At 53.9% G+C, this 25,646-nt stretch carries 21 protein-coding genes; 14 read left to right on the plus strand and 7 right to left on the minus strand.

The features are described from left to right. Nucleotides 1–72: 72 nt before the first annotated feature. Complete coding sequence (locus tag HG15A2_RS07165; protein ID WP_145059213.1) at nt 73–489, plus strand: hypothetical protein; 417 nt, start codon at nt 73–75, stop codon at nt 487–489. Between the two features lie 280 nt (nt 490–769). Here HG15A2_RS07165 and HG15A2_RS07170 read toward each other — a convergent pair whose 3' ends face one another. The 5 genes from HG15A2_RS07170 to HG15A2_RS07190 all read right to left on the minus strand — a co-directional run bounded on the left by HG15A2_RS07170 (nt 770) and on the right by HG15A2_RS07190 (nt 7,433). Continuing rightward, nucleotides 770–2,788: a formylglycine-generating enzyme family protein gene (locus HG15A2_RS07170; protein WP_145059215.1), complete on the minus strand. Its 2,019-nt coding sequence runs from the start codon at nt 2,786–2,788 to the stop codon at nt 770–772. Next, the gene (locus tag HG15A2_RS07175; RefSeq protein WP_145059217.1) at nt 2,785–3,333 is read right to left on the minus strand and encodes a hypothetical protein; all 549 of its coding nucleotides are present in this window, start codon (nt 3,331–3,333) and stop codon (nt 2,785–2,787) included. Before HG15A2_RS07175 ends, HG15A2_RS07170 begins: the two co-directional genes overlap by 4 nt. After that, the gene (locus HG15A2_RS07180) at nt 3,330–5,120 is read right to left on the minus strand and encodes an OPT family oligopeptide transporter (RefSeq protein WP_145059218.1); all 1,791 of its coding nucleotides are present in this window, start codon (nt 5,118–5,120) and stop codon (nt 3,330–3,332) included. Before HG15A2_RS07180 ends, HG15A2_RS07175 begins: the two co-directional genes overlap by 4 nt. A 9-nt stretch (nt 5,121–5,129) precedes the next feature. Continuing rightward, nucleotides 5,130–6,281: a M20 family metallopeptidase gene (locus HG15A2_RS07185; RefSeq protein WP_145059220.1), complete on the minus strand. Its 1,152-nt coding sequence runs from the start codon at nt 6,279–6,281 to the stop codon at nt 5,130–5,132. Nucleotides 6,282–6,542: 261 nt separating this feature from the next. Continuing rightward, nucleotides 6,543–7,433, minus strand: a complete 891-nt coding sequence (locus HG15A2_RS07190; protein ID WP_218932383.1) for a helix-turn-helix domain-containing protein — start codon at nt 7,431–7,433, stop codon at nt 6,543–6,545. A 183-nt stretch (nt 7,434–7,616) separates the two neighbouring features. Between HG15A2_RS07190 and HG15A2_RS07195 the strand changes: the two genes are divergently transcribed. The 13 genes from HG15A2_RS07195 (at nt 7,617) to HG15A2_RS07255 (ending at nt 23,167) form a co-directional block, all read left to right on the plus strand. Beyond that, nucleotides 7,617–8,468 (plus strand): hypothetical protein, encoded by an 852-nt coding sequence (locus HG15A2_RS07195; RefSeq protein ID WP_145059223.1) that lies wholly within the window; start codon nt 7,617–7,619, stop codon nt 8,466–8,468. A gap of 13 nt (nt 8,469–8,481) precedes the next feature. Next, nucleotides 8,482–9,594, plus strand: a complete 1,113-nt coding sequence (locus HG15A2_RS07200) for a hypothetical protein (RefSeq protein WP_145059225.1) — start codon at nt 8,482–8,484, stop codon at nt 9,592–9,594. Then, complete coding sequence (locus HG15A2_RS07205) at nt 9,591–10,337, plus strand: PEP-CTERM sorting domain-containing protein (RefSeq protein ID WP_145059227.1); 747 nt, start codon at nt 9,591–9,593, stop codon at nt 10,335–10,337. The genes HG15A2_RS07200 and HG15A2_RS07205 overlap by 4 nt, the downstream gene beginning before the upstream one ends. 188 nt (nt 10,338–10,525) lie before the next feature. Next, a complete protein-coding gene (locus HG15A2_RS07210) occupies nt 10,526–11,239 on the plus strand; it encodes a hypothetical protein (RefSeq protein WP_145059229.1) in 714 nt (237 codons plus the stop codon). Between the two features lie 297 nt (nt 11,240–11,536). Then, nucleotides 11,537–13,036 carry a zinc metalloprotease gene (locus tag HG15A2_RS07215; protein WP_145059231.1) on the plus strand — a complete coding sequence of 500 codons (1,500 nt, stop codon included), beginning with the start codon at nt 11,537–11,539 and terminating at the stop codon, nt 13,034–13,036. Nucleotides 13,037–13,040: 4 nt separating this feature from the next. Then, the gene (locus HG15A2_RS07220; RefSeq protein WP_145059233.1) at nt 13,041–14,582 is read left to right on the plus strand and encodes a PEP-CTERM sorting domain-containing protein; all 1,542 of its coding nucleotides are present in this window, start codon (nt 13,041–13,043) and stop codon (nt 14,580–14,582) included. A 71-nt stretch (nt 14,583–14,653) separates the two neighbouring features. Beyond that, nucleotides 14,654–16,033 carry a PEP-CTERM sorting domain-containing protein gene (locus HG15A2_RS07225; RefSeq protein ID WP_145059235.1) on the plus strand — a complete coding sequence of 460 codons (1,380 nt, stop codon included), beginning with the start codon at nt 14,654–14,656 and terminating at the stop codon, nt 16,031–16,033. 949 nt (nt 16,034–16,982) lie between these two features. Then, the gene (locus tag HG15A2_RS07230) at nt 16,983–18,998 is read left to right on the plus strand and encodes a hypothetical protein (protein WP_145059237.1); all 2,016 of its coding nucleotides are present in this window, start codon (nt 16,983–16,985) and stop codon (nt 18,996–18,998) included. 209 nt (nt 18,999–19,207) lie between these two features. After that, entirely contained in the window at nt 19,208–19,669 is a 462-nt protein-coding gene (locus HG15A2_RS07235) for a hypothetical protein (protein WP_145059239.1), read from the plus strand. Between the two features lie 37 nt (nt 19,670–19,706). Further along, on the plus strand, nt 19,707–20,717 hold the full coding sequence (locus HG15A2_RS07240; protein WP_218932384.1) for a DUF1559 domain-containing protein: 1,011 nt from the start codon (nt 19,707–19,709) through the stop codon (nt 20,715–20,717). 174 nt (nt 20,718–20,891) lie between these two features. Next, nucleotides 20,892–21,095, plus strand: a complete 204-nt coding sequence (locus tag HG15A2_RS07245) for a hypothetical protein (RefSeq protein WP_145059243.1) — start codon at nt 20,892–20,894, stop codon at nt 21,093–21,095. 228 nt (nt 21,096–21,323) lie between these two features. Then, nucleotides 21,324–22,379, plus strand: a complete 1,056-nt coding sequence (locus HG15A2_RS07250) for an N-acetylmuramoyl-L-alanine amidase (protein WP_145059245.1) — start codon at nt 21,324–21,326, stop codon at nt 22,377–22,379. A gap of 140 nt (nt 22,380–22,519) precedes the next feature. Then, the gene (locus tag HG15A2_RS07255; protein ID WP_145059247.1) at nt 22,520–23,167 is read left to right on the plus strand and encodes an EF-hand domain-containing protein; all 648 of its coding nucleotides are present in this window, start codon (nt 22,520–22,522) and stop codon (nt 23,165–23,167) included. A 14-nt stretch (nt 23,168–23,181) separates the two neighbouring features. Here the strand turns inward: HG15A2_RS07255 and HG15A2_RS07260 are convergent, their stop codons facing one another. Together HG15A2_RS07260 and HG15A2_RS07265 are read right to left on the minus strand one after the other, a co-directional pair. Continuing rightward, nucleotides 23,182–24,333, minus strand: coding sequence for a DUF1559 domain-containing protein (locus HG15A2_RS07260; protein WP_218932385.1), 1,152 nt, complete (start codon nt 24,331–24,333; stop codon nt 23,182–23,184). A 322-nt stretch (nt 24,334–24,655) separates the two neighbouring features. Beyond that, nucleotides 24,656–25,591, minus strand: a complete 936-nt coding sequence (locus HG15A2_RS07265; protein ID WP_145059251.1) for a PEP-CTERM sorting domain-containing protein — start codon at nt 25,589–25,591, stop codon at nt 24,656–24,658. Nucleotides 25,592–25,646: the final 55 nt, after the last annotated feature.

Below are 25,646 nucleotides of genomic sequence, written 5' to 3' on the forward strand. Positions count from 1 at the left end.
AGCTTGGCAAATGGTCAAAACTTTATGGTGTGCGATAGGCTTCTTCTTTCAGCAAAGTTTCTAACCGTAGTCATGGCCGTTTGTCCGCTGATCGGATGCGGTGGTGACGGTGCCGAGGGTCGGTTTGCCATCAGCGGCAAAGTCACTTTCGACGGCCAGCCGGTAACCAATGGGAACATTGGCTTCGTTTCCACGAAACCTGGCACAGTTGAGCCGGCGGGTACTGATGTTGTCGACGGCCAGTACAGTGTTCCTCAATACGAAGGTCCTACCGAAGGAACTTACAAAGTCGTCATCTACGCCGATCGCCCCAGCGGACGTAAGATCGAGGCCGACGAGGGTAGCACGGAAATGATGGATCAGATGGAGCAGTACATCCCCGAGGTTTACAATGCTCGCTCGACGTTGACGGTAGAAATCTCAGGCGATCGCGATGATCTGGACTTTGATTTGAAGAAACAGAAACAGACAAGACGTCGCCGTCGATAATGGCATTCTTTACCGTGGGGAATCGTAGGTCTGAAGCGATTCCTGGGGTTACTCACGCCAGCGCGGAAAGTGAGGAATCAGCTGCGATGCCGTGGATCGTGAGAAAGCTCACAAGCCCAACGTGTTGGTATTCTTGACGGCACTTGTCGCGGCGTTGGTTATTCGAGCTCACACAGATGCGCCCGTGACAGCTCCTCCTCGACAACAGCCCGACACACATCTGGCCAAAGTCCCCTTGCTGATCTCTTACTGCCTGCAGTGGCTATTGCGGAAGAATGCTCTAACGATCTCCTTGAGAACGTGACAAACGAAATCCTACGTTTGGCAATGCTTGATCTGGACTAACACCCAAGCGGAATGAAGGGGTTGCTGTAGAACGTTCAGTATCCCAGCCCCCCCCTCGAATGACCTTCATCGACCCATCGGAGGGGCCGGTCGGATCATGCAACTCGTTACCCGCTTCGGGGTAACCAGCAAGCCAATCCGTGGTCCACTCCCAGACGTTTCCCGACATGTCGTAGCAACCGACGGGCGACTTGCTTTTAGCAAAAGAGCCAACAGGACATGTCGAAGGCGGAACGTAATTTTCCGAAATATGCCCGCTGTTCATCAACGACGCTTGAACAGTCGACCGGAAGCCTGGCATCGAGAGCCCTGTGCGGAACGGCCGGCTAGTTTCTGCTTCCCACCCCGCGGCCTTTTCCCATTGGGCTTCACTCGGCAGTGATGCGTTGTTGGCTTTCGCCATCGCCATCGCGCCATGCCAGGTAACGTAATTGACGGGATGGTGCTGACGGCCACTTCTCCAGGTGACTCGATTGGCTTCCTGTTGGAGCATGGACAGCACACCTTGAGGCCATAACACACACCAGAGCTTTCCATCGGTTTTGCTAAGTACTCTCGCGTCTCGAATCTCAGCTTGGCCAGTAGCGAGCGATCGATTGACGAACGCAGCGAATTCGCCGCATGTGACCTCGGTTGTCCTCATCTCATAGGCACTCAGATTGACCCAATGTTGCGGTCGTTCGATGCTCCACCCCTCGTCTCCTTCGGGCGCGCCCATAGCAAATTCGCCTGTGGGCACCGTGACCCATTGGTCCGAGTCATTCTCAGCAGCTGCTTCAGGAGGAGTCACGGTTTGTCGACTGAGACTAGCCGTCAGGATGTCATCTCGTATGACTTGCATGAAGTTGCCTAGTACTTGTGATGTCCGAGGTCGAACCGAGGGATTGATTCTCATGGAATCTGGAGACTCAATGTGAATTCCGCGGCTAGCAACATCGCTGGCTAGGACGCCATAAACTCTGGCACCCGAGCCCGAGTAAAAGAAACTCGTTGGAATCCCTGCAACCTCATACTCGCGATCTTCTGGGAGGTTCCCCCAGTAACTTGGTGGAGCAGCATCGCCGTATTCTTCGGACACGCACTGATCAAAAGCCGCTTTGAGCAAACGCACTTCTTCCTGGCTAAAGCCACGGGCCATGCATTCGAAGACATTGCGGTAAATGCTCTCACCCGCATCAGATTTAACGGTAAGGTCGTGTCCGTGAAAGTCGAGGTACAGTTTGAGCGGAACGGTCCCTTCTGCCAGATCTGGTTGCCGGCCGACGCGTAATACGTTTTCCTGAAACTCAGAAAAGATGGATGCGGCTTCGGTAGTCCAGTCTCGGTAGGGCAAGATCCCGAAAGAAGACTCATTCGGTCGACGCTGCAGCGGGCGGTTGACATCGATCCATCGCCCGAGAAAACTATTCCGCGAACCGTAGGCGCAGACTGACGGAACTTTGCGAGATTGGGTTACCGCTTCAACAATTTCACCGGTGTACATGTCACAATCGCCATGGGGTGCCCCCATGGCAATTCCAGGCCACTGTTCTGACGAACCTGCGTGAGCTTCAATGCGGATATCAGTTCTGATGGGCTCTAAGGTGCGTTCGCTTAGATCCAATAGGCGCAGCGAAATGTTTGCTTTGCCCGGTTCGACTCCCAGGCGGTCTCTCAATGATTTCTTGATTGAGACCTGTTCCTTGGCCCGATTGATTGGATAAAGAACCACCTCGATGCGTTTTTCTCCGCGAGACAATTCAGCGGCCTGACCTGGCTGGACCGCTAGGCTCTTGAGTACCTCGGGAGCCACGAGCGCAGCATCCCCTAACTGCAGGGCACTCAAGGGGGCCATTTCAACCGAGTTGAAACTGTGCGAGTCGACGTCCTCTTGCGCCCGCAGAGGTTCTCCCAGCACCAAGCACACGCAGAAGGTAGCAAGCAAGAGAGTTGAGTGAGACTTAATTCGTATCATGTGAGACCTTTGAATCTGTGCAAAGCTGCCAGACAATGCTCCATTCGCTGACTGGCTTGTAGTAAACAGGCTCGAGCTTCTTCGCCGGCACCGTCTGCCGACGCCGAGAGAGTCCGGTTCATTGCTCGCTCGACACTGGCGAAGTGTATCATCAACTCTGCGAAAAATTTGAACCCGTAGGCATCGAGAAGCGATTGCCGAAACCGGAGAAAGTCTCTAGCTGGCGGCTGTGTCGCCGCTTGAACCAAACCGTGGAATCGTGTCATGTCCTCGATGGAAATACACTCGCTGACCGTCTGCTGTAAGGCAAGGTGAAGTGACTTGAGTGCCTCCAAGGCCTGGCGAATTTCTCCGTCGGCCGATCCCGCCAAAGCGTCCTTCCGTGCACTGAGGCGTCGCATCACCACGCCGAAAGTAAGCAGAAGAAGGGCAGCCCCAAAAAGCAATTGGAAAACAAGCGACGTAGCAAGCGGACCTGCCGCTAGGACCAGCGCCAATACGGCACCAACGGTCATCAAAACGTAACTGGCGATTGGTGAGTTCATTCGAGTACTCCCAATACCGTTAACAACGCAAATAATAGTGTTGTTAGTCCATCTCCGACAATGAGTCCCACGGCCAAGGGAATCCCTTTGGCTTCACACCACTCGATTCCCTTCGCTCGTTGAAGCGTCTCTCTGGCAACGGCGCCAACACCGTAAGGAAGAATGATACTGAGCCCTAAGTACATGGAGATGCCGACGATCACTCCAAGACCGGGTAGTCCGCTCAGCGAGAGCAATCCTCCCACCATCGCTCCAGATCCATAGCGGACCCAATCCATTTGCCCGGTACGAACCTGTTCGATAACGGCTCGCAGCGCATCTGCCTGAGGCACAGCGATATCCGTCCCTGGACCAAATCCGCCCTGTCCACCGGGGCCCGTTTTCCAGATCAGCATCATGACACTCATGGCGACAAGCGGACCAAGCCCACAGAAAACAAGTTGCACCAGCTGTTGGCTTGCCGGTCGACTGCCAACCAATTGTCCGGTCTTGAGGTCCTGCATCATATCGGCGCTCAGCGAACAGGCCACACTGATGGCCGCACCTACCACGATAGCAGGCACTACGGATTTTCCCGTCAAGTACAACAGGACGACCACCGCCAGCAGAGCCAATCCAGAAAGCGGAGTCCAGTCAGTCATGCCGGTTGCCTGAGCAATAATGACACCGGAAAACCAGAGCCATAGCGAACCAATAATCGCGACGACGAGCGAGCGAACTATTGCAGCGATCGGATCTTCGCCTAATCCCAATCCTGACAGCGTCACAAAGAATAGTACGACGAGTGCCAATGCGACGGAGGTATATAGCACTCCGATTGGCATTTCTTCACGTTCGCCTGCAACGGCTCCCTCTCTGTCGCCGTTACGCTGCGAGGGTGTGCTCTTCAAACTCGAGAGTGCCGCCTTGATCGCGGGAAACGTCAACACGACGCCCATCAATGCGCCCCCCAGCAACATACCTATCCCAAGTGGGCGTGTCGTCTCAGAGTGAATCATGTCGCCAACCGTAGCTGGATCGAAGGCGCCGCTTGCGGGCCCCCAACCGAAAGCAACGACTAGTGGGGTGATGACCCAATAGGAGACTGCACCCCCGGCAAGAACAAACAGCCCGTTTCGCCCAGCAATAAAACCAATGCCCACTGCAAAAAGCGACAACGACACGGTCATTGCAATGTACGGTGGCAGATGCAACCAGCTTCCAAGATCAACCGTACCGGGCAACGACTTGCTGATGCCGGGGAATTTGTCCATGTTCTTGAGGACAAGAACCAGGGCGGAAAAGAGTGCTCCAAAAAGCATGAGACGTGCTTTGGCAATTCCTTCGGTTGGCGAGCGCAGAATCGTCGCCACGGCCGTGCCACTGGGGAACAGTAGTCGCTCGATGTCGATCATTTGTTTGCGAATGGGGATCACAAATCCGACACCGAGAATTGCTCCAGCCACGCATGCCGCAGTAACTTGCCAGAAATTGAATTCCACATCGGGCAGGAGCAGCAGAACCGGAACGGTGAAGACGACACCGCCCGCTGTCGTGTTGAGACTCGAGGCAATGGTTTGGACAATGTTGTTCTCAACGATCGTTCCGCGACGTAGCAACCCGCGCAAGACTCCCCAGCCAAGAATGGCTGCCACCGTCGAGCCGCTCGTGGAGAATCCCAATGTCATGCCCGCGTACGTAAACGTCGCGGTCATTCCCACTCCGATCAATACACCCGAGACGATCGCGGCCAGCGTCACCTCACGATAGGGTGTGACGGTGTTGGATGACGATGGAGGCTGGAGCATGATTCTTCATCACGGCTGTTCAAGAATGACTGGGGCGGCAAGATCGCTTTCCTGCGCTTCACCAGATTTCTCGGTAATGTATTGGTGCAACGTTTGATACATCGGCTTCAACGCCGTAACGTCCAGCCATTCATTGTCGGTATGGGCTCCGCAGCCGGGCATCCGCAGGATGAGTATTGGGATTCCCAGTGGCGCAAACCACTTGGCGTCGGACGAGCCATTATCGGCGCGGATACCAATAGGTCGCCCCAATTGTCGCTGCCACAGATCGCGAAGATGCAATAGATCGGGATCGCTAGGCGAAAGGTAGACACGTTCCGCATCGACTCTGCCCGTAACTTTGAGCGGTTGAAACGCCTTGCGTGCTAACTCGATGACCTCTGCCCCGGTGTGATCGTCAGCCCAATAAACACGGATCGACGCGCTCGCTTTCCGCGGAGGGAGACTACCATTTTCCTTCGTTTCGACAGATAAAACACAGGCAGTCGAACCCCAGTTGCTTTCTTCGGCGAGCTCATTTTGTTGAGGGCACAGTTGTTGCAAACCTTCACTCACGGTACGCAACAAGACGTCTGCAGCCCCTAAACCGTTCCAAGGAGCGTAACGCAAACCTGGCTCAACGAGTGCCTCGACGGTGAGCTGAATGATCCCTTTTTGCGCAAAGGTGACAGCGTCGCCGTAGCCACCATCTCCATTGATAAGTTGCTCAGCGGACCACCCTTGTTGGACCAAGTGTTTCGCGCCACATCGACCGCCCACCTCCTCGTCGGTGTTGATCATCAAGCCCACGCTTGGAGGATACGGGCTAAGGGCCAAATCACGGATGACATGCATCGCTACGGCCACGAACCCTTTCATGTCCACAGCCCCGCGCCCATGAAGACGTTCGTCGGTGACTTCTGGGCGGAATTGCTCTGGCTTGCCGGGCACCACATCGACGTGGCCGTGCAGCATGATCTTGGGAGACTTCGATGCGCAAGTTGTGATGACGATAGAAGGATATCCGCCAAATTCTTCCTCGTGCACTTCCACGGGAACGTCGTGAAAAAACTCGCGGATTCGTCGCACCACTTCTTGAAGTGCCGCCCGATCTCCGTCGATCGAAGGAACCTCGATCAGAGAATTGCACGTCTGCACAAGTTCGGCTGCCGTGGGTGTCATTAAACTCGCACTCCCCGCCTGGGATTTGTATCGTAGTAGCTTCGCTCGCTGAAGAAGCTTGCTGAAGTAGTCTGGAACCTATACCACTCGATCAATGTCGCCGGTGGTACGACCTTATCTCCAATTGTATTTGAGCGATGATTGTATGGGCAAGCCATATTCTTATGGAGATACCAAGATTCGGATATTGGCCCTCTCCCAGAGCTGCTTTCTCGCCTCTAAGGGAGCAGGTTATTTGCAGTGCTGCTATTCAGGTCCCGACTAGGCTGACGAACCGCACTCGTCGGCAATGGGTACCGAATTGAGCTGCGATCCTGCTTTAGCCAGGGTCTTTTGGAGAAACCGGATGACTTTGCGGCGCTCGTCGAGGGCATCAGGGTGGCTACGGAAGCTCTGGATTTCGCGAATGAAATGCTGCACGAGGTTGGCGTGGCTTTGCCTCATGAAGATATGCCCTAAGTCAAAGACGATGATTTCGCGGTTGAGAATCTCGTAGTTGACAAGAAAGAGCTGTCGCGGGATGAGTGTCAGCTCAAAGCCGATCTGATCCTCCCGAAGCCGCGTGATGATTGCTTCGACAAACTCTTTAATGAGCTCGAAATCCAGTCGATCCCATGGTGGACGCTGGAGGATAAAGTCCTCAACCTCTTCTTTGACAACCACTTCGAGTCGCCGTCGCTCATACTCGTCAATGGCTTGCCGGCGATGAATGAATGCGTCGAGTGAGACGTTGATTTGCTTCTTGGGCAATTCATAGATCCGCTTGAGCACTTGCTCTCGCAAGCCAATCGGCTGGTGAACGATCGAAAACCCGCGCGACACGCTCAGCCGCTCGCCGTTTCCCTGGCTCAGCCAAAACTCCTCGAGGTCGGCATAGCTTTGGCTCTCGTGCCCTAGCTCGGGCCGGAGATAGAAGGAATCGCTCTCGATGTCGAGTAGCCAGTCGACAGACAAATTGAGCACCCGGCAGAGCTGCCGGATCTTATCGAGCGACGGCAGCTGATGGCCATTCAAGATGGAATAGACGGTACTGACGCCAATGCCAGATTGCGCTGCCAGCCACTTGGGGGTCTCGCCTGTTCGGTGGAGAGCACCGCGAATCTTCCTGCCCAGCGATTCGGCATCGATTCCGTCGTCAGATGAGTCGTTCATGCCCATGATTTCCTTGAGAAGATGCCGATTTGATGGCAGGAAGCAATTCGTGGTGCCACCATAACAATATAGTTTGACGGCAGGGGGGCGTCAATGATATCGTGAATGTCAGCGCTAGTATTGTGCCCGTACGGGAACGCTATGTCGCACACGAAAACCTAAGTTGATCAGAGGGATTCAACGATGATTCTTAAGACCGCCGATCTCAAGACCGCCTGGCTGTGCCTAGCGGCGATGCTCACTAGCATGGTGCTGCTCTCGCGTCCTGCTGATGCAGTACTCGTCACTTATACCACTGAATCATCGTGGCTGGCAGCAGTCTCTAGCTCGACTCTGGAAGACTTTGAGAGTGCGGATATCGGCAACGACGGCGACGATAACGGAGGGGCAGAGGATCTAAATTTTGGCTTTTCGGATGTCACATTCGGTGAATTCGATGACCTGATATTTTCCTCAAACGCCGCAAGCTCTGCCGGCAGTGCTGAAATAAACAATGGACAAATTGACGTCCGAGATTTCACTAATGTTAGAGGTGGTATCAACGGAAATGTTGTGGTCGATATCAATTTTCTCAATCATGGTGACGAGTATGTCGAGGTGACTTTTCCAGCTGGAATTTCGGCAGTTTCATTTATTTATCGAAATGGCGATAGTGTCGGTGATCCGACTTTGCTCAGTGTCGATGGTGTTGCCGTTTCTGATTTTGACGCAGAGGACCCACGCTATTTCGACCCCGCCGACTCTAGCAATATCCCAGGAGGCGGTACAGGTACGGGGCCCGGTTTCTTCGGATTGGTGAGCGATACTGGAACGATTTCAACACTCCGTTTTGCGGCAGCTGACGGAACGCTTGAAGCAGGCGGTGGCACTACCTCGTTTGGCTCATTCGACGATGTTCGATACGGCGTCGCCGCAGTCCCTGAGCCCTCCGCGTTCGCTTTTCTGGGCTTAGTATCCACACTGGGCTTAGGTGTAACCGGCCTGCGGCGTAAATGGAATCGCACTGAGCAGCCCCAAACGGGAAATCCCGAGTAAGGGCGGTCTTGTGATGCGGTTCTGGATTCTTAGCGTCACGATTTTGCTCGTGGCGGGGGGGGAGGCTGTTGCGCAGCTGCCGCCTTCAAGCTATTTCACCATCGTGCCGGGCGATGTGCCCATTCTTCTGACGGCGCCGCACGGTGGAACGCTTAGCTATCCGTTCCCTCCGCGATCCTGCACGGGCAGCGAGACTTGCGTGCTCGATACCAATACACGCCTGCTTGCACCGCAGGCAAGTGACGACTTCTTTGCTCTGACGGGTAAGCGACCTTACCTGATCGTTGCCCAAGGGCACCGCGAATACATTGATCTCAATCGAGACAAAGCGGCTAGCCCCAACAATGCTTTTAGCAACCCAGCGGCTGAGCCTTTTTACGACTTCTATCACGATGCCGTCCAGGGGTTTATCGACGATATCCAATCCCAATATGGGCGCGGACTGCTGCTAGATATCCACGGTCAATCCGCGCAGCCGGGTGACATCTTGCGAGGCACGAAGGATGGATTGACAGCCTCTGACTTGATCCAGGAATTCGGCTCTGATCCTTCCTTGAACGGCCCCAATAGCATCCTCGGATCGCTGGATGCACTAGGCTATTCCGTAGATCCGGACGCCAGTATTCCGTTTGCCGATCAAGTCGAGGTTCCAGGGTACAACGGTGGATACACGGTACAAGCGTACGGAAGCCATCAAGCGAGCGGCATGGATGCGATCCAACTGGAGTTCGGAATTGACTATCGAGGTGGGAGCGCTTGGGAGGCCACGGCTGCTGATCTGGCAATCGCGATGAGAGATTTCTACGGGGCCTACCTCGCACAACAGCCGGGCGATTTCAACGGAGACGGCGCAACCGATGGGAGCGATTTCCTCACCTGGCAACGCGGCTTCGGGCTCTCTTCTGGAGCGACAATCACCGATGGCGATGCGAACGGCGACACCCTGGTCAACGGCGATGATCTTCCCATCTGGAAGAACCATTTTGGCAGCTCTGCAAGTGGCTTGGCGAGTGCCGCCGCTGTCCCAGAACCAAGTTCGCTGGTTCTCTTGTTCTGTGGGCTCATTCCCAGCCGGCAGTTCGGGCGAAGGAATTTGCTGCCAAGTAAGCTAGGGAGAGGGAAATGATCTACAAAACGATCATCCGTAAGAGCGTTCCGGCCGCCCTCCTGGCGATTGCGGGAGTCGCGCTATTGGCTATGCCTTCCTATGCCGCGATCGAAACCTTTACCGACTTGGCTGCGTGGCAAGGAGCGGTTTCATCCTCCACGCTGGAAGATTTTGAAGGCGCACCCTCCGATAGTTTGTTTGGACTTGCCTACCTGCCGCGAACCAGCCCCAACGGCGATCTTGGGTTGTTCGCCAACGCCAACTTGCTTGACCAGGCATCGATCGATGCTTCTCCTTTCCTCAGTTCCGGCGCAGGAATCAATGGAAATGTCGTTATCAACATGCGCTCGATCGATAATGGAAAAGGTACCAATTCTCAAGAATCCGTCATTGTGACCTTACCTGCCGGCATCACAGCGTTCGCATTCGAGTACAACAATTACGATTTTCAAGGCGATGGAACGTTCCTTAGCTTTGCTGGAACCAACGGCCAAAGGGTTGTCGATTTTGACTCCTCAGCTGATGGTTTTTTCGGTGTGATCGATACGGGCTCCGAGGCGTCGATAGCATCGTTCTCATTCACGGGCGATCCAGCAACAGGCATCGGGAATAGCGCATTCGGCTCGTTCGACGATGTTCGGTATGGCGTAGCCGCACCGCCAATACCAATTGGCGTGATCCCAGTGCCGGAACCAGCAAGTACTCTACTACTTGGAGCGGTCGGCTTTGCGGCTCTTCACCTGCGAAGAAGGGCCGATTGAAGCCATGCTTTCTCTACCAGCCCTACGGCTCCGCGCAAGATTGTCGGATTGTGGTGTCACCACAGAAATATAGTTTGACAGTAAGAGAGTTCCGTGAAATCATGGCATGTAGGCGGCCGGCATAACTGTACATAGTGATGCGCGTTGCATCGTGAGTTACGTTTTTTTGTGAAAAGGGAGAAAGTCTAATGAAGAAAAGAAATTCGAAGCGAGCAAACGCCCCAGGCGTGCTGCTAGCGATTGCCGTTCTAGCGTCAATGGCGATGCCAACGTCCGCCGCTGTGCTGACATTTACCGATTTGCCTTCTTGGCAGGCAGCAGTCGCCAGTTCGTCACTGGAGGATTTTGAAGGTGCGACAGCTGATGATGACTTCACGTTTACGGCCATAACCAGCCCGAACGGCGATCTTGGGTTGTCTGCTGTTGAGGAATCTACCTTCACAATCAATGCGTTTATCGATGTCGCAGACGGACTCGGAAACTATGAATCTATTGGTGCCGGAATCAACGGAAGCGCCATCGTCAGTATGCGTTTCCTTTCACACACTTCGACTCCACCCGATTCGGTGACGGTCACCTTGCCTGCTGGATTATCGGCATTCGCTTTTGATTACAACAACTACGATACTCAAGGCGATGGGGCAGAGCTTAGCTTTGCAGGAACCAACGGCGCAACAGGGCCAGTATTTAGCACAGGTACCGGCTTCTATGGTGTTGTCGATACCGGCGTTGGAGCGACCATCTCATCGTTCACGCTGACTGGTCACGATGCAGGCGGTGCTGGGACGAGCGCGTTCATGTCATTCGACGATGTTCGATACGGCACAGCAATTCCAGAGCCAACCAGCCTGGCACTGCTTAGCTTGTTTGGACTCACCGTTCTCGGCACGCGACGAAGATGAGTATTGATTTGCTGAGGTCGTTTAGCTGACCTGATGGTGTTCGGGGCAGCAGTCTGGCGGCAACTGCGACATTGCATTGGTCGTAGATAAGCTGATCTCAGGACGATTCCGGGGCTTCGCCCAGTATTGCGAAGCCCCGGACTTTTGACACACATGAATTGTATGACTCGTAGTTTCAAAACCTCTCTCCACCGCCAACAAAGTAATCAGAGCAATGGCCGCTGCTGGTCTCTCCGAACTCCTTCCCAGACGGGGGAAGTTTTGACACAACTGCAGGCCTTTTGGGAAGTTTGTACCATGCGCAGAACTGTCCGTTCTACGTTCCTATTTCTGTTTCTAGCCATACTGCTGGCTGGGCGGGCGACGACTGCCTTTGGCACGTCTCAGTTCCCGGCGTACATCGATGGCGTTCTCGATTTGGGGGACGACACGGCTCAGGCACCCTATGCGCTTGCCGACACCTTCAATCTCGATAGTAGTACCACAGCGTCCAAGACCATCTATCTCGACTTCACCGGCTATCACAGCGTCAGTAACTCGTGGGGACACAACATCGTGTTTCCCGCTTACGATCAGGACGGAGATGACACGGTTTTTTCCGACGGCGAACTCGAAGAGATTCAGAAGATCTTTCAAAACGTTGCCGAAGATTTCCTGCCTTTCAATGTCAATGTGACCACTGAATTTCCTGGCGCTGGAGCGCTGCAGAATTCAGGTGGCGCGGACACCACCTGGGGAGTGCGGGTGGTGATGACCCAACCGACGGCTGGGTTTGGCGTAGGCATTGGTGGCAACTCGGGTTCAGCCGGATTCGACGACGCTGGTGACAATCCTGTGTTTGTCTTTAACAAAGGAAATCGTAAAGCGGGTATGACGGCTTCCCATGAGGCCGCCCACACCTTTGGTCTGACGCATGACGGGATCAGCGGCGGCGCAGACGAAACCTACGACGGCACAGGCTCTGGCTCTACGAGTTGGGGGCCGATTATGGGATCTCCCTTTCAAGCGAACGTCACTCAATGGAGCGATGGCAACTACACCGGAGCGACAAATTTTGCCGACGATATTGACTTTCTTACCAGTCGAGGGTTTGGCTTCCGAAGCGACGACTACCCGACAAGTGTTACAAGCCCTCACGTGTTGAACGAGGTGAATAGTTCGATTTTTGAGTGGGGAATCATCGAACAGCAAACCGACGTGGATTTCTTTCAGTTCACTTCCGCTCCTGGCGAGGTATCGATCGATGTCAGAGGCTTCGGTCAAGATCCAAATCTCGACGTGAAGTTGACGCTTTACGATGGTAGCGGAGCGGTAGTGGCCGTGGTCGATCCGACGGTCACCGTGAACGCTCCACTGAATATGATCCTAGAAGCGGGCAGTTATGTTATCTCGGTCGAAGGAGACGCAGGCCCCGGACATTTTGACGACTATGGCAGTCTTGGCTTCTATACGATCGATATCGAGGTTCCACTGTTTGCAGACCTGAATAATGACAGCCAACTCGACCACCTCGACTGGCAGCAATTCCTGGCTGGCTCAGGAACTGACTTGAGCGGATTGACATCGCTTGAGGCCTACCAAGCAGGCGACCTTGACGGCGATGGTCTGAATAACGCTGCTGACTTCGGCTTGTTTAAAGACGCCTATATCGAGGCATTCGGTTTGGCCGGATTCGAGGCACTGTTCGTACAAGTGCCTGAGCCCACTTCGCTTCTCTTGGCCACCCTAGCTCTGACCGCTTGCCTCAGACGAAACAGATTTATTTTGAATAATCAACCATCTTGTGTTGGAGAATGAGATCATGTGCAGAAAACCTAGCCTAGCGATCATGACACTCGCGGCAGTCGCACTGTTGTCTTGGAGTGCGAAGCCTACCCTCGGCGCCGATTTGGAATCGTTTGAATTCGACGACCCAAATTTCACCGAATTGCTTGATGTGGCTAACACGGCCAATCCGTTTAACCAGTGGTCCATTGGGGAATTCACTGGGGGCGGATTCACGTTGGTCGACTCATTCGTAAACAATGGCGTCTTTGATATCAGGAAGTTCAGTAACTCCTTCGCACCTAGTTACTTGGACGTCGCCGATATCGCAGCGGGCAAACGCTACTTTGTTGCGGAGATGTCGGGTTGGGATATTCGTGCAGCCGATGCAATCAATAATCCTGAACAGATTCGTTTCGGATTTATCGACGAGAATGTTGACGGAAGCACCGTAACCTCGGGAAATGCGGTCACTGCCCAAATGCAAATCACCAGTAGAGATCTGGGGGATGGTCCTATCGTGCAACTTGAGGGAAGTGCCTTAGGGGCCGGCTCAACGAGCTTGGTGCCTGCAGTCACTCTCAATACCGTGCAGACTGACCCGTTCCTTATGGTGCTGGAATTGGACAAGACGAACAACCGATATGAAGTGTTCTACAAGGACGGCACAAACCCATCCCAATCTTTGGCCCAAGGTTTCGTTTCGCCTGATCGCGATGGCAACTCAATCCGGTTTGTCGCCAACTACAACTTTGGATCAAGCAGCTTTGATCAAGAAGGAGTCCCCGTAGCTGATCCAGACGAATTCTTCGCAATCGAACGTCTGGCACTTACGACCACCAATCCGCTAACCGATCTACTGACCGTGGAGGTCGATCGCGACTCAGGTCACATCAAACTGATCAACACATCGGGCGAGGCACTTAGTGGGCTCGAGTCGTATTCCATCACCTCCTCTTTGGGGGCGTTGGATTCCAGTGGCTGGAAACCGATTACCGACAACTACGACAATGTTGCCGGCCCAGGGAATGGATCGGTCGATATGGACGATGATTGGATGATCGACTCTACCTCAACGTCCCTTTTGAGTGAGTCGGTAGTTGCTGGCGATGGCGGTGATTTGAGCATCGGCCAGGAAGTTCTGCTCAGCACCGGCGGTGGGACCTGGATCAAGAGCCCCACCGAAGACCTCGAAGTCGAGTTGAGTTTTGCCGGTGGTGTGACGCGACGTCCCAGCGTTCACTTCGTTGGCAACGGTGGCTCACAGTTCGCCGTCGCGGATCTGGATTTTGATGGTTCGATAACCGTTGACGACTGGACAATATTCGTTGCCGGATTCAACGCGGACCTTTCAGCACTATCGGCTGCCGAAGCTTACCAAATGGGCGATTTGAACTTTGGCGGTGTGAACGGGGTTGCGGACTTCGCAATCTTCAAGGCTGCCTATGAGGCTACGAATCCGCCCTTGTCATTCGAAGCAATGATAGCCGGCGTCCCTGAGCCGGGAACCTGCATGCTGCTAGCCATCAGTTGTTTGGGGCTGGTGTCAGTCCGACACCGTCGCAACACGCCTTGTTAATTTGCATTCAACATACCTTGCCTCATTTAGTTTTTGTCACTTAGGGATTTCCCAAAAAAGAGGAAGCTTCCATGCATTATAGAATTAAACAACTAGCTATTCGTCACGGCCTAGGGACGAAAAAAGAGCGGAATCGAACTAACTCTCGGGTCGCTCTGCTTGCGGTAGCGATAGCCATGCTGATGACGACCCCCTCGTCGGCTGTGATACAAACCTTTACCGATCTGGCGTCGTGGCAAGCAGCGATATCCGGTCCAACTTTCCTGGAAGACTTCGAAGGGCAGGTTGAGGATGATTTTTTTGGTACCGGGTCTGCGACTAGCCCCAATGGTCAGCTGCAGCTGTCAGCGAATGCAAATTTCAATGACAACGCGATCATCGATGTCTCTCCTTTCGTTAGTACGGGTGCTGACATCAACGGAAATGTCGTAGTCAATATGCGTTTCCTCGATGGTGGTGCCGGTGCAAATCCCCAAGAGACAGTGACGGTTGGTTTGCTTCCTGGCATTTCGGCTTTCGCCTTTGAGTTCAACAATTACGATTCTGCCGGCGACGGGTCTTTCCTTAGCTTTGAGGGTACCAATGGCGGTACCGTTCCTGCTTTTGACTCGACGGTCAATGGCTTTTTTGGCGTCGTCGATACAGGTGTTGGAGCGACCATCGACTCGTTTTCCTTCACCGGCGATCCAGCAGTGGGAACCGGATTTAGCGCGTTCAACTCGTTTGACGATGTTCGCTACACGGAGCCTCACTTGCTGAAAGCGCGCATTGATATCGGCACGGGATTAACAGAAATCGTCAACGACTTCGCTACTTCTCAAGACTTCGACTACTACAGTATCGATAGCACAACCGACGATTTGAATTTCGCCAGTTGGAATAGTTTCAGCGACCAAGCGATTGACGCCATCGATGGGCCTGATCCTGACGCCACCGTCGGCAACGGCACGGGTGAAAAGTGGGACGAAGCCGGAGGTGCGGACGACGGTGCCCTATCAGAGTTGTTCTTACTAGGTAGCTCTGTCTTCGGTGCGAATAGAACTGAAACTTTGGGCAACGCGTTCAAAGTTGGAGGTGATACGGATTCGCTCTCATTCGAATATCGCAGGGCGAGCGACGGAGCATTATTTGATGGAGTGATCGAGCTTGTAGGCACTGCAGCAGACGCTGATTTCGACGGCAGCGGCACCGTCGATGGCAATGACTTTCTCACGTGGCAGGACAACTTTGGCCTTGCCGGACAAACAGACAACAGCAATGGCGATGCAGACGGTAGCGGCACCGTGGATGGTCTCGACTTGGACGCCTGGGGAGCGCAGTACGGTAGTCCTTCATCGTTGGCTAGCTCGGTGGCGGCAGCAGCGTCGGTGCCGGAACCGACAACAGGGTGCCTACTTTCCCTGGCGTTGGCCGCCACAATGCTGAATACACGCAGGCGTGTGACTTCGTAGGATGCAATTGAAGACCCTGTTGTACTGCATTTCTTATGCAAACATCCTGTTCGAATAGATTGTCGCATTCATAGAGGATTGATTGTCGTCCTCAATCCACTTCATAGTCTACATGGCATCCGTCGGCGGGTTCGATCCGTCGGCGGGCTAGATCTGTAAAAATATAGAACTAGTGTTTACTCACTTCGGTCGATGTTGCCGAGTGTAGATAAGATTCTTCAACAGAACTGCTTTCATCCGCGAGAGCTCAGTTTCTCATCCGGTTGGGGTATCGATTGCGTTGCGGGTTTAGTGGCACTTTCCGGTCAAGCATTTCCTGAGACCCAATCCATAAAGATCAACCTTCAGCAGTATGTCCAGATCTCGATTCGACGCTACGGATTCCATCTGATGAGGTGATCGCCAAGGCTGGTTGTTGCGCAGAGTAATCCGAAGAGGAGGCAAGGCAACCGAATCGACGTTCTCCATGTCGCCTCGATCGCCGTTCGGTGAGCCTAGCGATTCCTGGTCCCGCTTGCACAACCTCCCGTTCTATAAGCGAGGGCAACCTGTTGACGGCAACCCTAACTTCGCAGCAGCGGAGAAGTTGGGGGAGAGGACCTACCAGCAAGGGCAGACCCTAATAAATGAATGTGCGCAGGCTGGCGGACACTACCACTTACTGCAGTACTTAGCCGAATGTCAAATTTAGCCCGCGGCTGCCTGCATCGCCGCGACTTAGCACGCAGAGAATTCGTTGTTTCCAGCGACGGTGGCAATAGCCTTTTCTGCTCCCTTTTCTACTCTAATACCAAAAAAACAAGTTTATTCCCACATTTCTTCGTAATTGCGGCATAGGAGCACGGATGTCTACTGCGGGAGTAGATCCGTGAAGGCAAAACCGTCGGTGGAGCCAATCAAGCAGTTAGCTCACTATCCTAATGTTCTTATGAAGTAGGGTCCAAAGAATATGTCGACTTCTTTGAAGAGTCTTCACCGCTCACCTTTCACAAGCCGGGCTGTCTACACAATCCTGGCCGTTTTCGCGCTGCTCCTCTCTGGCCGGACCACACCATCCTTCGCACAGTTTGGCATTTGGAGTCCTGATAATGGTGGCGGTGCGGGCTCCGGCACGGGTGATTTCTTAGATCCCAACAACTGGGACAACGGCGTTGTTCCTATTGGTAATAACAGGGCACCGGCGATTCGAGGCGGAGGTACGGTGATTCTTGATGATCCCAACGCTAACATCGATACGGAAGGCTTACACCTTGGTGATGATCCGAATACCTCCGGTACCCTGCAGATTGATAGTGGCTCCCTGACGGTTTATGACGCGGCCAGTTCGGTTCTGGGGCTTAATGCCGGCTCAGAGGGCACGCTGATCCTCAATGGCGGAAATCTTCAGTTCGGCAATGTCGATGGCAATGGGCCAGGATCGGGAGGCGAGAAAGATTTAGTGATCGCTAATGTACCTGGCACGACCGGCAGGCTGGAAATGCACAACGATGCCGTGCTTCGTAGCTTCGCAGGATTTCAATTTGCCAACGGCAGCTCATCCGATGTGGCTCAGGGCACTACGGGTCTGCCTGCGATTACGGTTGTCATGGATGGAACTTCTCAGGTATCCATGGCAGGTGGCATCACTCTCAGAGGGGGTAATATGAGCATGAATCTCTCAAACGATGCGGAGATGACGCTTGGCAATAGTCACGGACCAGCGGACCCGAACGGCCAATTTGCCGTACAGAATGGTCACTTCAATGTCGGCGCTCGGTACGGAGCTACAGCAGATATCGTCGTGGAGGACAATGCAGTCTTCAATTTGGATGCTCTCTACAACGAAAAGTCGGAACTGACACTTACCGTGCGAGACAATGGTGAATTCAATATTTTTAACACGGCTACTGGTGGGACAGAGACAGATTTCGGAATGCAGAGTTATCTGTCGCGTGAAAGTCACGGCACTTTTGGACCGTCCAGCAGCATCGTCACCCTGGAGGGCTCTGGCAAGTTTACGGTTGATAGCCAAGCACAAACGTTTAGTGTACCAGGCAACAAAGATCATGTTTTTCCAAATGGGCATGCTGACTTGATATCTACAGATGGCCTGATCCTATCGGGTGGAGACTTATACCCCATCACGTATTGCGGCCAGGCATGCAACGGGCGATATAGTGGAGGCGAAGCTTTAGTAGATGTTAAGGATAGCGCTGAGTTCTCAGTCGTGCAGACGCTCTGGATAAATTTAGGCTCACGTTCGAGTTCTACTGCCACCTTGAAGATTACAGGACCTGATGCGACGGTTTCGGTTGGTGACTTGGTGATGGGAGAAGCGATTGACCAAGAGGTTGTGGGTGGGCCGACTGGTAGCGTTGTATTTGGCAGCCCTCTGTGGATAACACGCCCCGGCACGGCAACCTTGCATAGTGTCATCACGGGATCGAGCCATTCGATAATCCAGGTGACCGACGAAGCCCGTATTAGCAATGGCGAGCTGGTCATTGAGTTAGATGGCTATAGCCCCGTGTCTGGAGACAGCTTCACACTGTTGCAGACAGGCAACAGCAGCGGTGTTGACGGAGAGTTTAAGGCGGTCGATCTTTCCCTCGCACCATTAGGTAGCGGCTTGTCTTGGGATCTGGCGTACAACGCGGACAGCGTAGTCTTGTCTGTGATCGGTGGCTTGCTGTTTGCGACGGCCGATTTTGACGAGGATGGCGACGTCGACGCAGCCGATTTGGCCGCTTGGGACACCAACTTTGGCCTCACTGGCAGCGCTGCGAAGTCGCAGGGGGATGCCGACCTTGATATGGACGTCAGTGGTTCAGATTTCCTGACTTGGCAACAAGAATTCACAGGACCTGCATCGACAGACGCGAGCATTAACGCCGTGCCTGAGCCAGGGTGTTTCTTGCTCGCTTTGATTGGCGTCCTCGGCGCAGGGAGACGCCACCGCGAGTTACAGGCGGCCATTTCCAGCTAGCTTAGCGTTGCCCAAATGGGCGTGTAACGGTATCCATTGGCTCTGTTCTCCTCTCTTTTCATTGCGAACTAAACGATGTTCATAAGCCTAGATTGAATGTGTATCCGGGAGACCAGATTCCGACTTGCTTCATGAAAATGCGAAAAAATCGTTGCCCTATGCCTCTCGCCTTCTCGTCCAACTCATCAGTTTACCGAGGCCTGTCTATATTGTGCGCCGCCTGTCTGCTAGTTGGTGCTGCAGGATGTGGTTCTGGCACGCGTGGTCTGGCGCCAGTCTCGGGGGTCGTCACTCTCGACGGGGAGCCAGTCACGACGGGACGCATTGAGTTTCATCCCAGTTCAGGTCGACCAGCCAGCGGAGAGATCAAAAGCGATGGCCGCTACCAGTTGACGACATTTCAATCGCACGATGGGGCAAAACCTGGGAAGTATCGAGTGACGATCACTTCGCAACGGATTCCTGAAGTAGGCCCTGTCTACAAGAGTTTTGAAGATGAATTGGCTGGCAACATGGTAGAGTCCGGCCAATCGCAGCAGTCCGGCAAGCAGTCGACTCAGATTACCTGGCTTGTGCCGCAAAAGTTCTCCATTGTGTCCACTTCAGGCTTGGAAGCTGAAGTGGGTGACGACGGTGGAGAGATTGATTTCGAGTTGCAAACGAAGCCCTAACGACCAGCCAGGGCATAACAGTATGGAGAGACATACAATGGTTACTTGGATGAATACAGATCGCGGAGCAGATGCGGTTCGACGTCGGGGGTTCACTCTGGTCGAGCTTCTGGTCGTCATTGCCATTATCGGCGTACTGGTTGGTCTCTTGCTGCCTGCGGTTCAGGCAGCGCGTGAAGCGGCGCGCCGTAGCCAATGCACGAACAACCTCAAGCAAATGGGGCTGGCTCATCTCAACTATGAGGCGGCCACTGGCCACTTCCCCGATGGGATGACCCTCGATTGGGAAGGCGTCTGCAGGTTGATGCCCATAGACGGCTGCCGCGGCTGGAGCAACATTCACCACACACTGGCCTACTACGAACAAGGGGCGGTCTCGCAGCAGATCGACTTTGACTTCGACGGCGGTTGGCTCTATTTCTTTCGGTCGTTGTCTGCTGCTGAACGCGACATAATCGAGAATGCAGAGATCTCCGTGCTCATGTGTCCGAGCGTGGTCAAATGGGAGAAAACCAACCGTAAAGACTACTATGGATGTTTTGGCGGACGCGGGCACAGCGAAGCGCAGCCGCCACTTGGTCAGCCAAATACCGGGGATACTTTGCTCCCGGCCAGGGGCGCCTCCAGGGTCGCTGATGACGGCGTCCTCTACGCCAACAGCAGCACGAAATTTTCGGAGATCACCGACGGCTCCTCCAACACCTTCCTGGCGGGTGAAAGTGTTCACGGGAACCGGATCTCCTCGCCTGGCTACAATACCTGCGAAGGGGGTCAACCCGAGTGGTACGTAGGCGGGCGATCCTGGCGTAACGTCGGGGACTTGTCCTATAGTCGTATCTTACGGAGCACCATCAATCCCATTAATTTCGAGTTCGAGTGCCGGGAGTCAAGGTACGAGAACGAAATCCCATACGGCAGCGAGCACACGGGTGGTTGCAACATGGTGTTTGCCGACGGCCATGTCGATTTCTTGTCCGAGGATATTGATTTCACCCTGTACCAGTCGCTCTCCACGCGGGCGTATGGAGAAGTCGACATAAGTTACTAGGATTTCCACAACGAACTTTTCACCCTGGGCTCCCAGCCTATGTCGGCTTCCTTCAGTGATTTGCTGCTGGGACAGACTTGCAGAGGGGCTCTATGAGCTGTTCGCTCACTATCCTGATGTTCTCATGCCTAAAGTTCTCATGAAAATGGGGTTCCAGTAGTAACTAAGTCTTCTTTGAAGAATCTTCGCCGCTTTCCCTCCACAATCCTTGCCGTTGCCGCGCAGCTTCTCTCTGGCTGGGCCACACCGTCTTTCACCCAGGTGCTTGCTTGGACTGCTGATGATGGTGGCGGTGTGGGTTCCGGTGCGGGGGATTTCTTTGATCCCATTACTGGAGCATCGGCGTTGTACTTATTGGTGATAACACCGCACCGGTGATTCGTGGTGCTGGCGCGGCTTTTGTCACCGCCGCCGGCACAGGAGCTTACCCTGGTGTCCATGCAGCTCTTGGGGTCGGATGTCGTTTGCCGCGTAGTTCAAGCACTCAGATTGTATTCAAGGTTGCTCAATCGCTAAGCCTAGCGAAACTCTTTGCGCGAGGTATATTTGAAGAAGTGGTTGGTAACCTCTGGATGTCCAAGAAACAAAGTGAGTTCGATAATGAAAATGAGCGACGTTCGAAGTCAACTAAGACACAGCCTCCCTAGCGTCAGCCTCACTATCACATTGGCAGTTGCCGCGCTTGCGGCATGGTTACCAGCAACGGCAATCGCCGCTGAAGTTGGTGACAAGCTGGTGCGTACCGGCGATGAGATTATGGTGTGCGGACAGCTCTTTCACACAACAGCTCCCGTGGTGCTGTGGACTGATCCCAAGGGCTACGACGCCTACCGGGTCGAACGGCGATTTAGCGAGTATGAAAGCTCCTCGTGGGAAAAGTCAAAGCTGCAGAATCCTGGGCTCGACACGCCCAATCGCTATAACTTGCGAAAGGACAAGCTCACCAAAGAGCAGATTGAGCAGGTACGCGGCGGAGGTTGGACACTGCCGTTGTTGGAACAGGTGGTCGACCAGTTCGTCATGCATTACGACGTGTGCGGTGTGAGCCAGCAGTGCTTCAAGATTCTGCACGATCATCGTGGGCTGAGCGTGCACTTCATGCTCGATATCGACGGCACCATCTACCAGACGCTCGACCTCAAGGAACGCGCTTGGCACGCGACGATTTCTAATACGAGGTCAATTGGTATCGAGATCGCCAGCATTGGTGCGTATCCCAGGGATAATAAAGCCGTGCTTGACCGCTGGTACTCGCACAAGGCCGAAGGCACGATCCTGCATCCGCCACGTAGCCTGGGGCATCTCGGGCTCCGTAGGGATCCGTTCCAGGGCCAGCCCGATCGCCCTGAACCTGTGGTTGGTACCATTCAAGGAAGGGAGCTTACTCAATACGACTTCACGCCTCAGCAGTACGACTCGCTCATCAAGCTCACAGCAACGCTGTGCCGCATTTTCCCCAAGCTCGACTGCAAGTATCCCACCGACGAGCAAGGCCAGCTGATCCCCCACAAGCTGACTGACGAGCAGTGGCAGGACTTCGGCGGCGTATTAGGGCATTATCACGTGCAACTCAATAAGATCGACCCCGGGCCTGCCTTCAACTGGGAGAAGGTTATCGGCGGGGCCAGCGAGTTATTAGAGAAACAAGTGAGCAAGCAGTAACGCGCTGATCGCATTTAGCATTTCAGGTATAATGCGCGAAACAGAGAACTACCTGCGCTCAGTTCGCTTCCGGCTTGTAGTCCGGTGGGCTAACGTGGAGTAATTCGTCCAAAAAACCGTCATCCTGAGAGAGATCCTTCATGTCACCAACTAGACCATGTGGCTGGTGCTACGCTGTCCTAGCCCCCCTTTCATTAGTCCTGGCTGGCTGTGGCGGCCCGGAAACATTATCGCTACCCAGCTATAGCCCAAGCGGTTCTGCCGCTAAGGCGATGGAACTCTACGACACGAACAGCGATGGATTCGTTGGCAGCGAAGAGCTCGAGAATGCGCCCGGTCTGAGGGCGGCGCTGAGGAACTTGGATCAAGACAAAGATGGGAAGGTGTCGGAGGAAGAAGTGGCTGAGCGGGCGCAGTCGTGGGAAGACATGCGTATCGGCATCATGAGATTCAATGCAACGTTTCTACTAGATGGCAAGCCGCTTGGGAACGCAGACATCGTATTCGAACCTGAGGAGTTCATGCTAGATGCCGTTCAGCCCACGGCCGGACAAACCGATCTAGGGGGTTATATCACCCCGAGGGTTCCTAAAGAGAAGCGGCCCACGCCCGACACGCCTCCTGGGATGCAAGCGGGTATCTACAAGATCAGGGTTTCGAAGGTAGAAGCAGGCAAGGAAACAATCCCAGCTCGCTACAACACGGATACTGTCCTAGGTCAAGAAGTCTCTTCTGACGACTATGCAATCGTGAACAAGAAAGTGATCTTCAAGCTAAAAAGCAAATGACACCCGGGTTGCTTCTACTCGGCAATGACTCTTCCATCGTTGCGGCTTGCTGAGTAGCTATGCGTGAAGGGATCGACATCGTAGCTGATGTTGTGAACCGATCCATCAGCATAGACCATCTGGAAACCACCAGGATGAGCGCTACCAAATAGCTCGGTTGCTGGGTCTCCTATGGTATCACCTTTCGGTTGAAAGTCCTCTTGCGTGCTCTCCGAGCCCCAGCGAAAGCTCCAGGCTACTTTCTGGTTGTCCCACTCGTAACCGCAATAGGCAGCTTGGTTCGTATTCAACGAGAGCTCTGGGTCGCTAGTGCTTGTCCCTCCCGCGTACTCATCGGGATTAATGTGTTTCTCTCCAACCAGATAGGTATTCGAGGTACCATCTTCAATTTGCTGCACTTTAACTTCGCTGCGTACGAATGACATACCATCCTGGCAGCGTTTGATCTTGTTGAGGTGGGACCCACTTGTTGGCACCGAGTCGCAGATATCTATCGGTAATACCGCGATCTTCGATTCGTATCCAGCTTCGGCACCTGAGTAGTCCCCGTTGAGCGCTGATGTCGCACCGCCGAACCAAATGCTACCATCGTAGTAAAATGTTGTTCCGGAGTTCGCTGCGTAGTCGGTACGAAAGAGTCCCTCGGTTTTGCCGAGTGTATCCACCCAACTCCCTAGATTCTTAACCGGACTATTCCAGATAGTGAGCACAAGATTTGGCGTGCCACGGGAAGGACAGAGGTACGCGGGAACTGGCGTCTGCAGCAGTTGAGTCAGCGCAGCCTGTCGCTGACTAGATCCGTAGGGCATACCGCTTCCCAAGTCACGTAAGTTCTGCAATTCCATGTACGGAAGTAGACTGTAAGCCCAGCCAGCTGGTTGGTCTTCTCCAAATCCGCGATCTGGATCCGGTCCCCAATCGAAGGTCCAGCCCCCCGTTGGATAAAAACCATGTGCGCTTTCGTGACTCAGGGCAGCTAAACCCATTTGCTTGAGATTGTTTTGGCATTGAACGCGGCGGGCCGCTTCGCGGGCTGCTTGCACAGCTGGGAGCAACAGGCCTACGAGCACACCAATGATGGCGATCACCACTAGCAGTTCGACGAGGGTAAAACCAGCTCGACGATGTGGTTGGCCAAGAGCTGTTGGAGGGCTGTACTTAGGCACGATGGAACTCGCTGGAAGTGAAGACAATATGGATATTACATCTTTAATATTAGCTGCTACCGGAATATCGGCAATGCACGTAAACGCAACTTTTACTCGGTTTCGCGCACGGTCAATCAGTGTTGTAGCTACAGAGCGAGGTACGCATTCGCTCGGGAGGAATTCTTGACGACGCTACGGGACATCAGGCATGTTTCGATCGAATTCATATTACTACAAGAGTATCAAAAAAAAGCGACTCAGACCGGGCCGAACGCCAGGCCTGAGCCGCCAATGTTGCAACACAATCTTCGGCATCCCATTGGACACCGCCGGTCAAAGATTATCGTCGACGACGCAGGAGTGCGACGCCACTGAGGCTCAAGAGCAGCAAGGAGCTAGGCTCAGGGATGCTAGTGACGAGGACATTGTCGATTAACGTAACATTCAGTAGCGAATTGTTGGGGTCGGACGATGTACTGCTATTCGTATCACTGTGTCCGAACAGGATATTGCTTCCACCAAGCCCAAGGGTCAGCCCATTGGTATCGATCGTGCCCATAGGCAAGCCATCGATTGTCCATGTAGCAACACCACCAACGACATCGATCGTGACCTCTCTCCAGGCAAAGCTGGTTTCACCGCTATCGGTCGTGCCCGTTTGACCTGGGAACAGAGTCAACTGATCTCCGGGGGCAGCTTCACTACCGAACTGGTTGTAGTAAGCGTCGCTGCCATTCTTGCCAGCAAAGTAGTTAGCGCCAGCAGCGTAAGAGCCTGTCGCATCAGGAGAGTAGACACGTACGTCGGATGCCGAACCACCGTCGAGGGTGGTGGCGAACAGCGCGCTATCAATCACGCCTGGGTAGTTGACGGAGCTTCCTGAGGTGCCAATTGCGGCGTACGAAACTTGTGTCGTACCACTGCCTCCAGGCCCAATTGGACCGACGTAGTTTTGCCACATGTTGAAACTTAGTTGATAGTCGCCGGCGAAGCTCTCGCCGGTTGGAGAAACACTCAATCCGCCAAATACACCGTCGGTATTGTTAGCAGTCATCTTCAGGCCAACTGTGCCTGCGCTACCCGGTGCGGCGGGTACTCCAATTGCTGAATAGTCGTAAAAGAAGTCAGCGATCCCATCGGTAGGTCCGGTGTTTACCGTCCAGTTAGCCGTGTTATCGACGTCGAAATCCTCGGAGTACAGGACTCCGGCAAAGGCTGGTTGGCAGACAAGCACTGCGAGCATCGCAGAGGCTGCCAGGGTTAGATGTTTCTTCATTAGTCAAAAACCTTTCCAGTGAAATCCAAGGGTGAAGTGAGTTGTTGGTCCTGAG

The organism is Adhaeretor mobilis (assembly GCF_007741515.1).
Lineage (GTDB): Bacteria > Planctomycetota > Planctomycetia > Pirellulales > Lacipirellulaceae > Adhaeretor > Adhaeretor mobilis.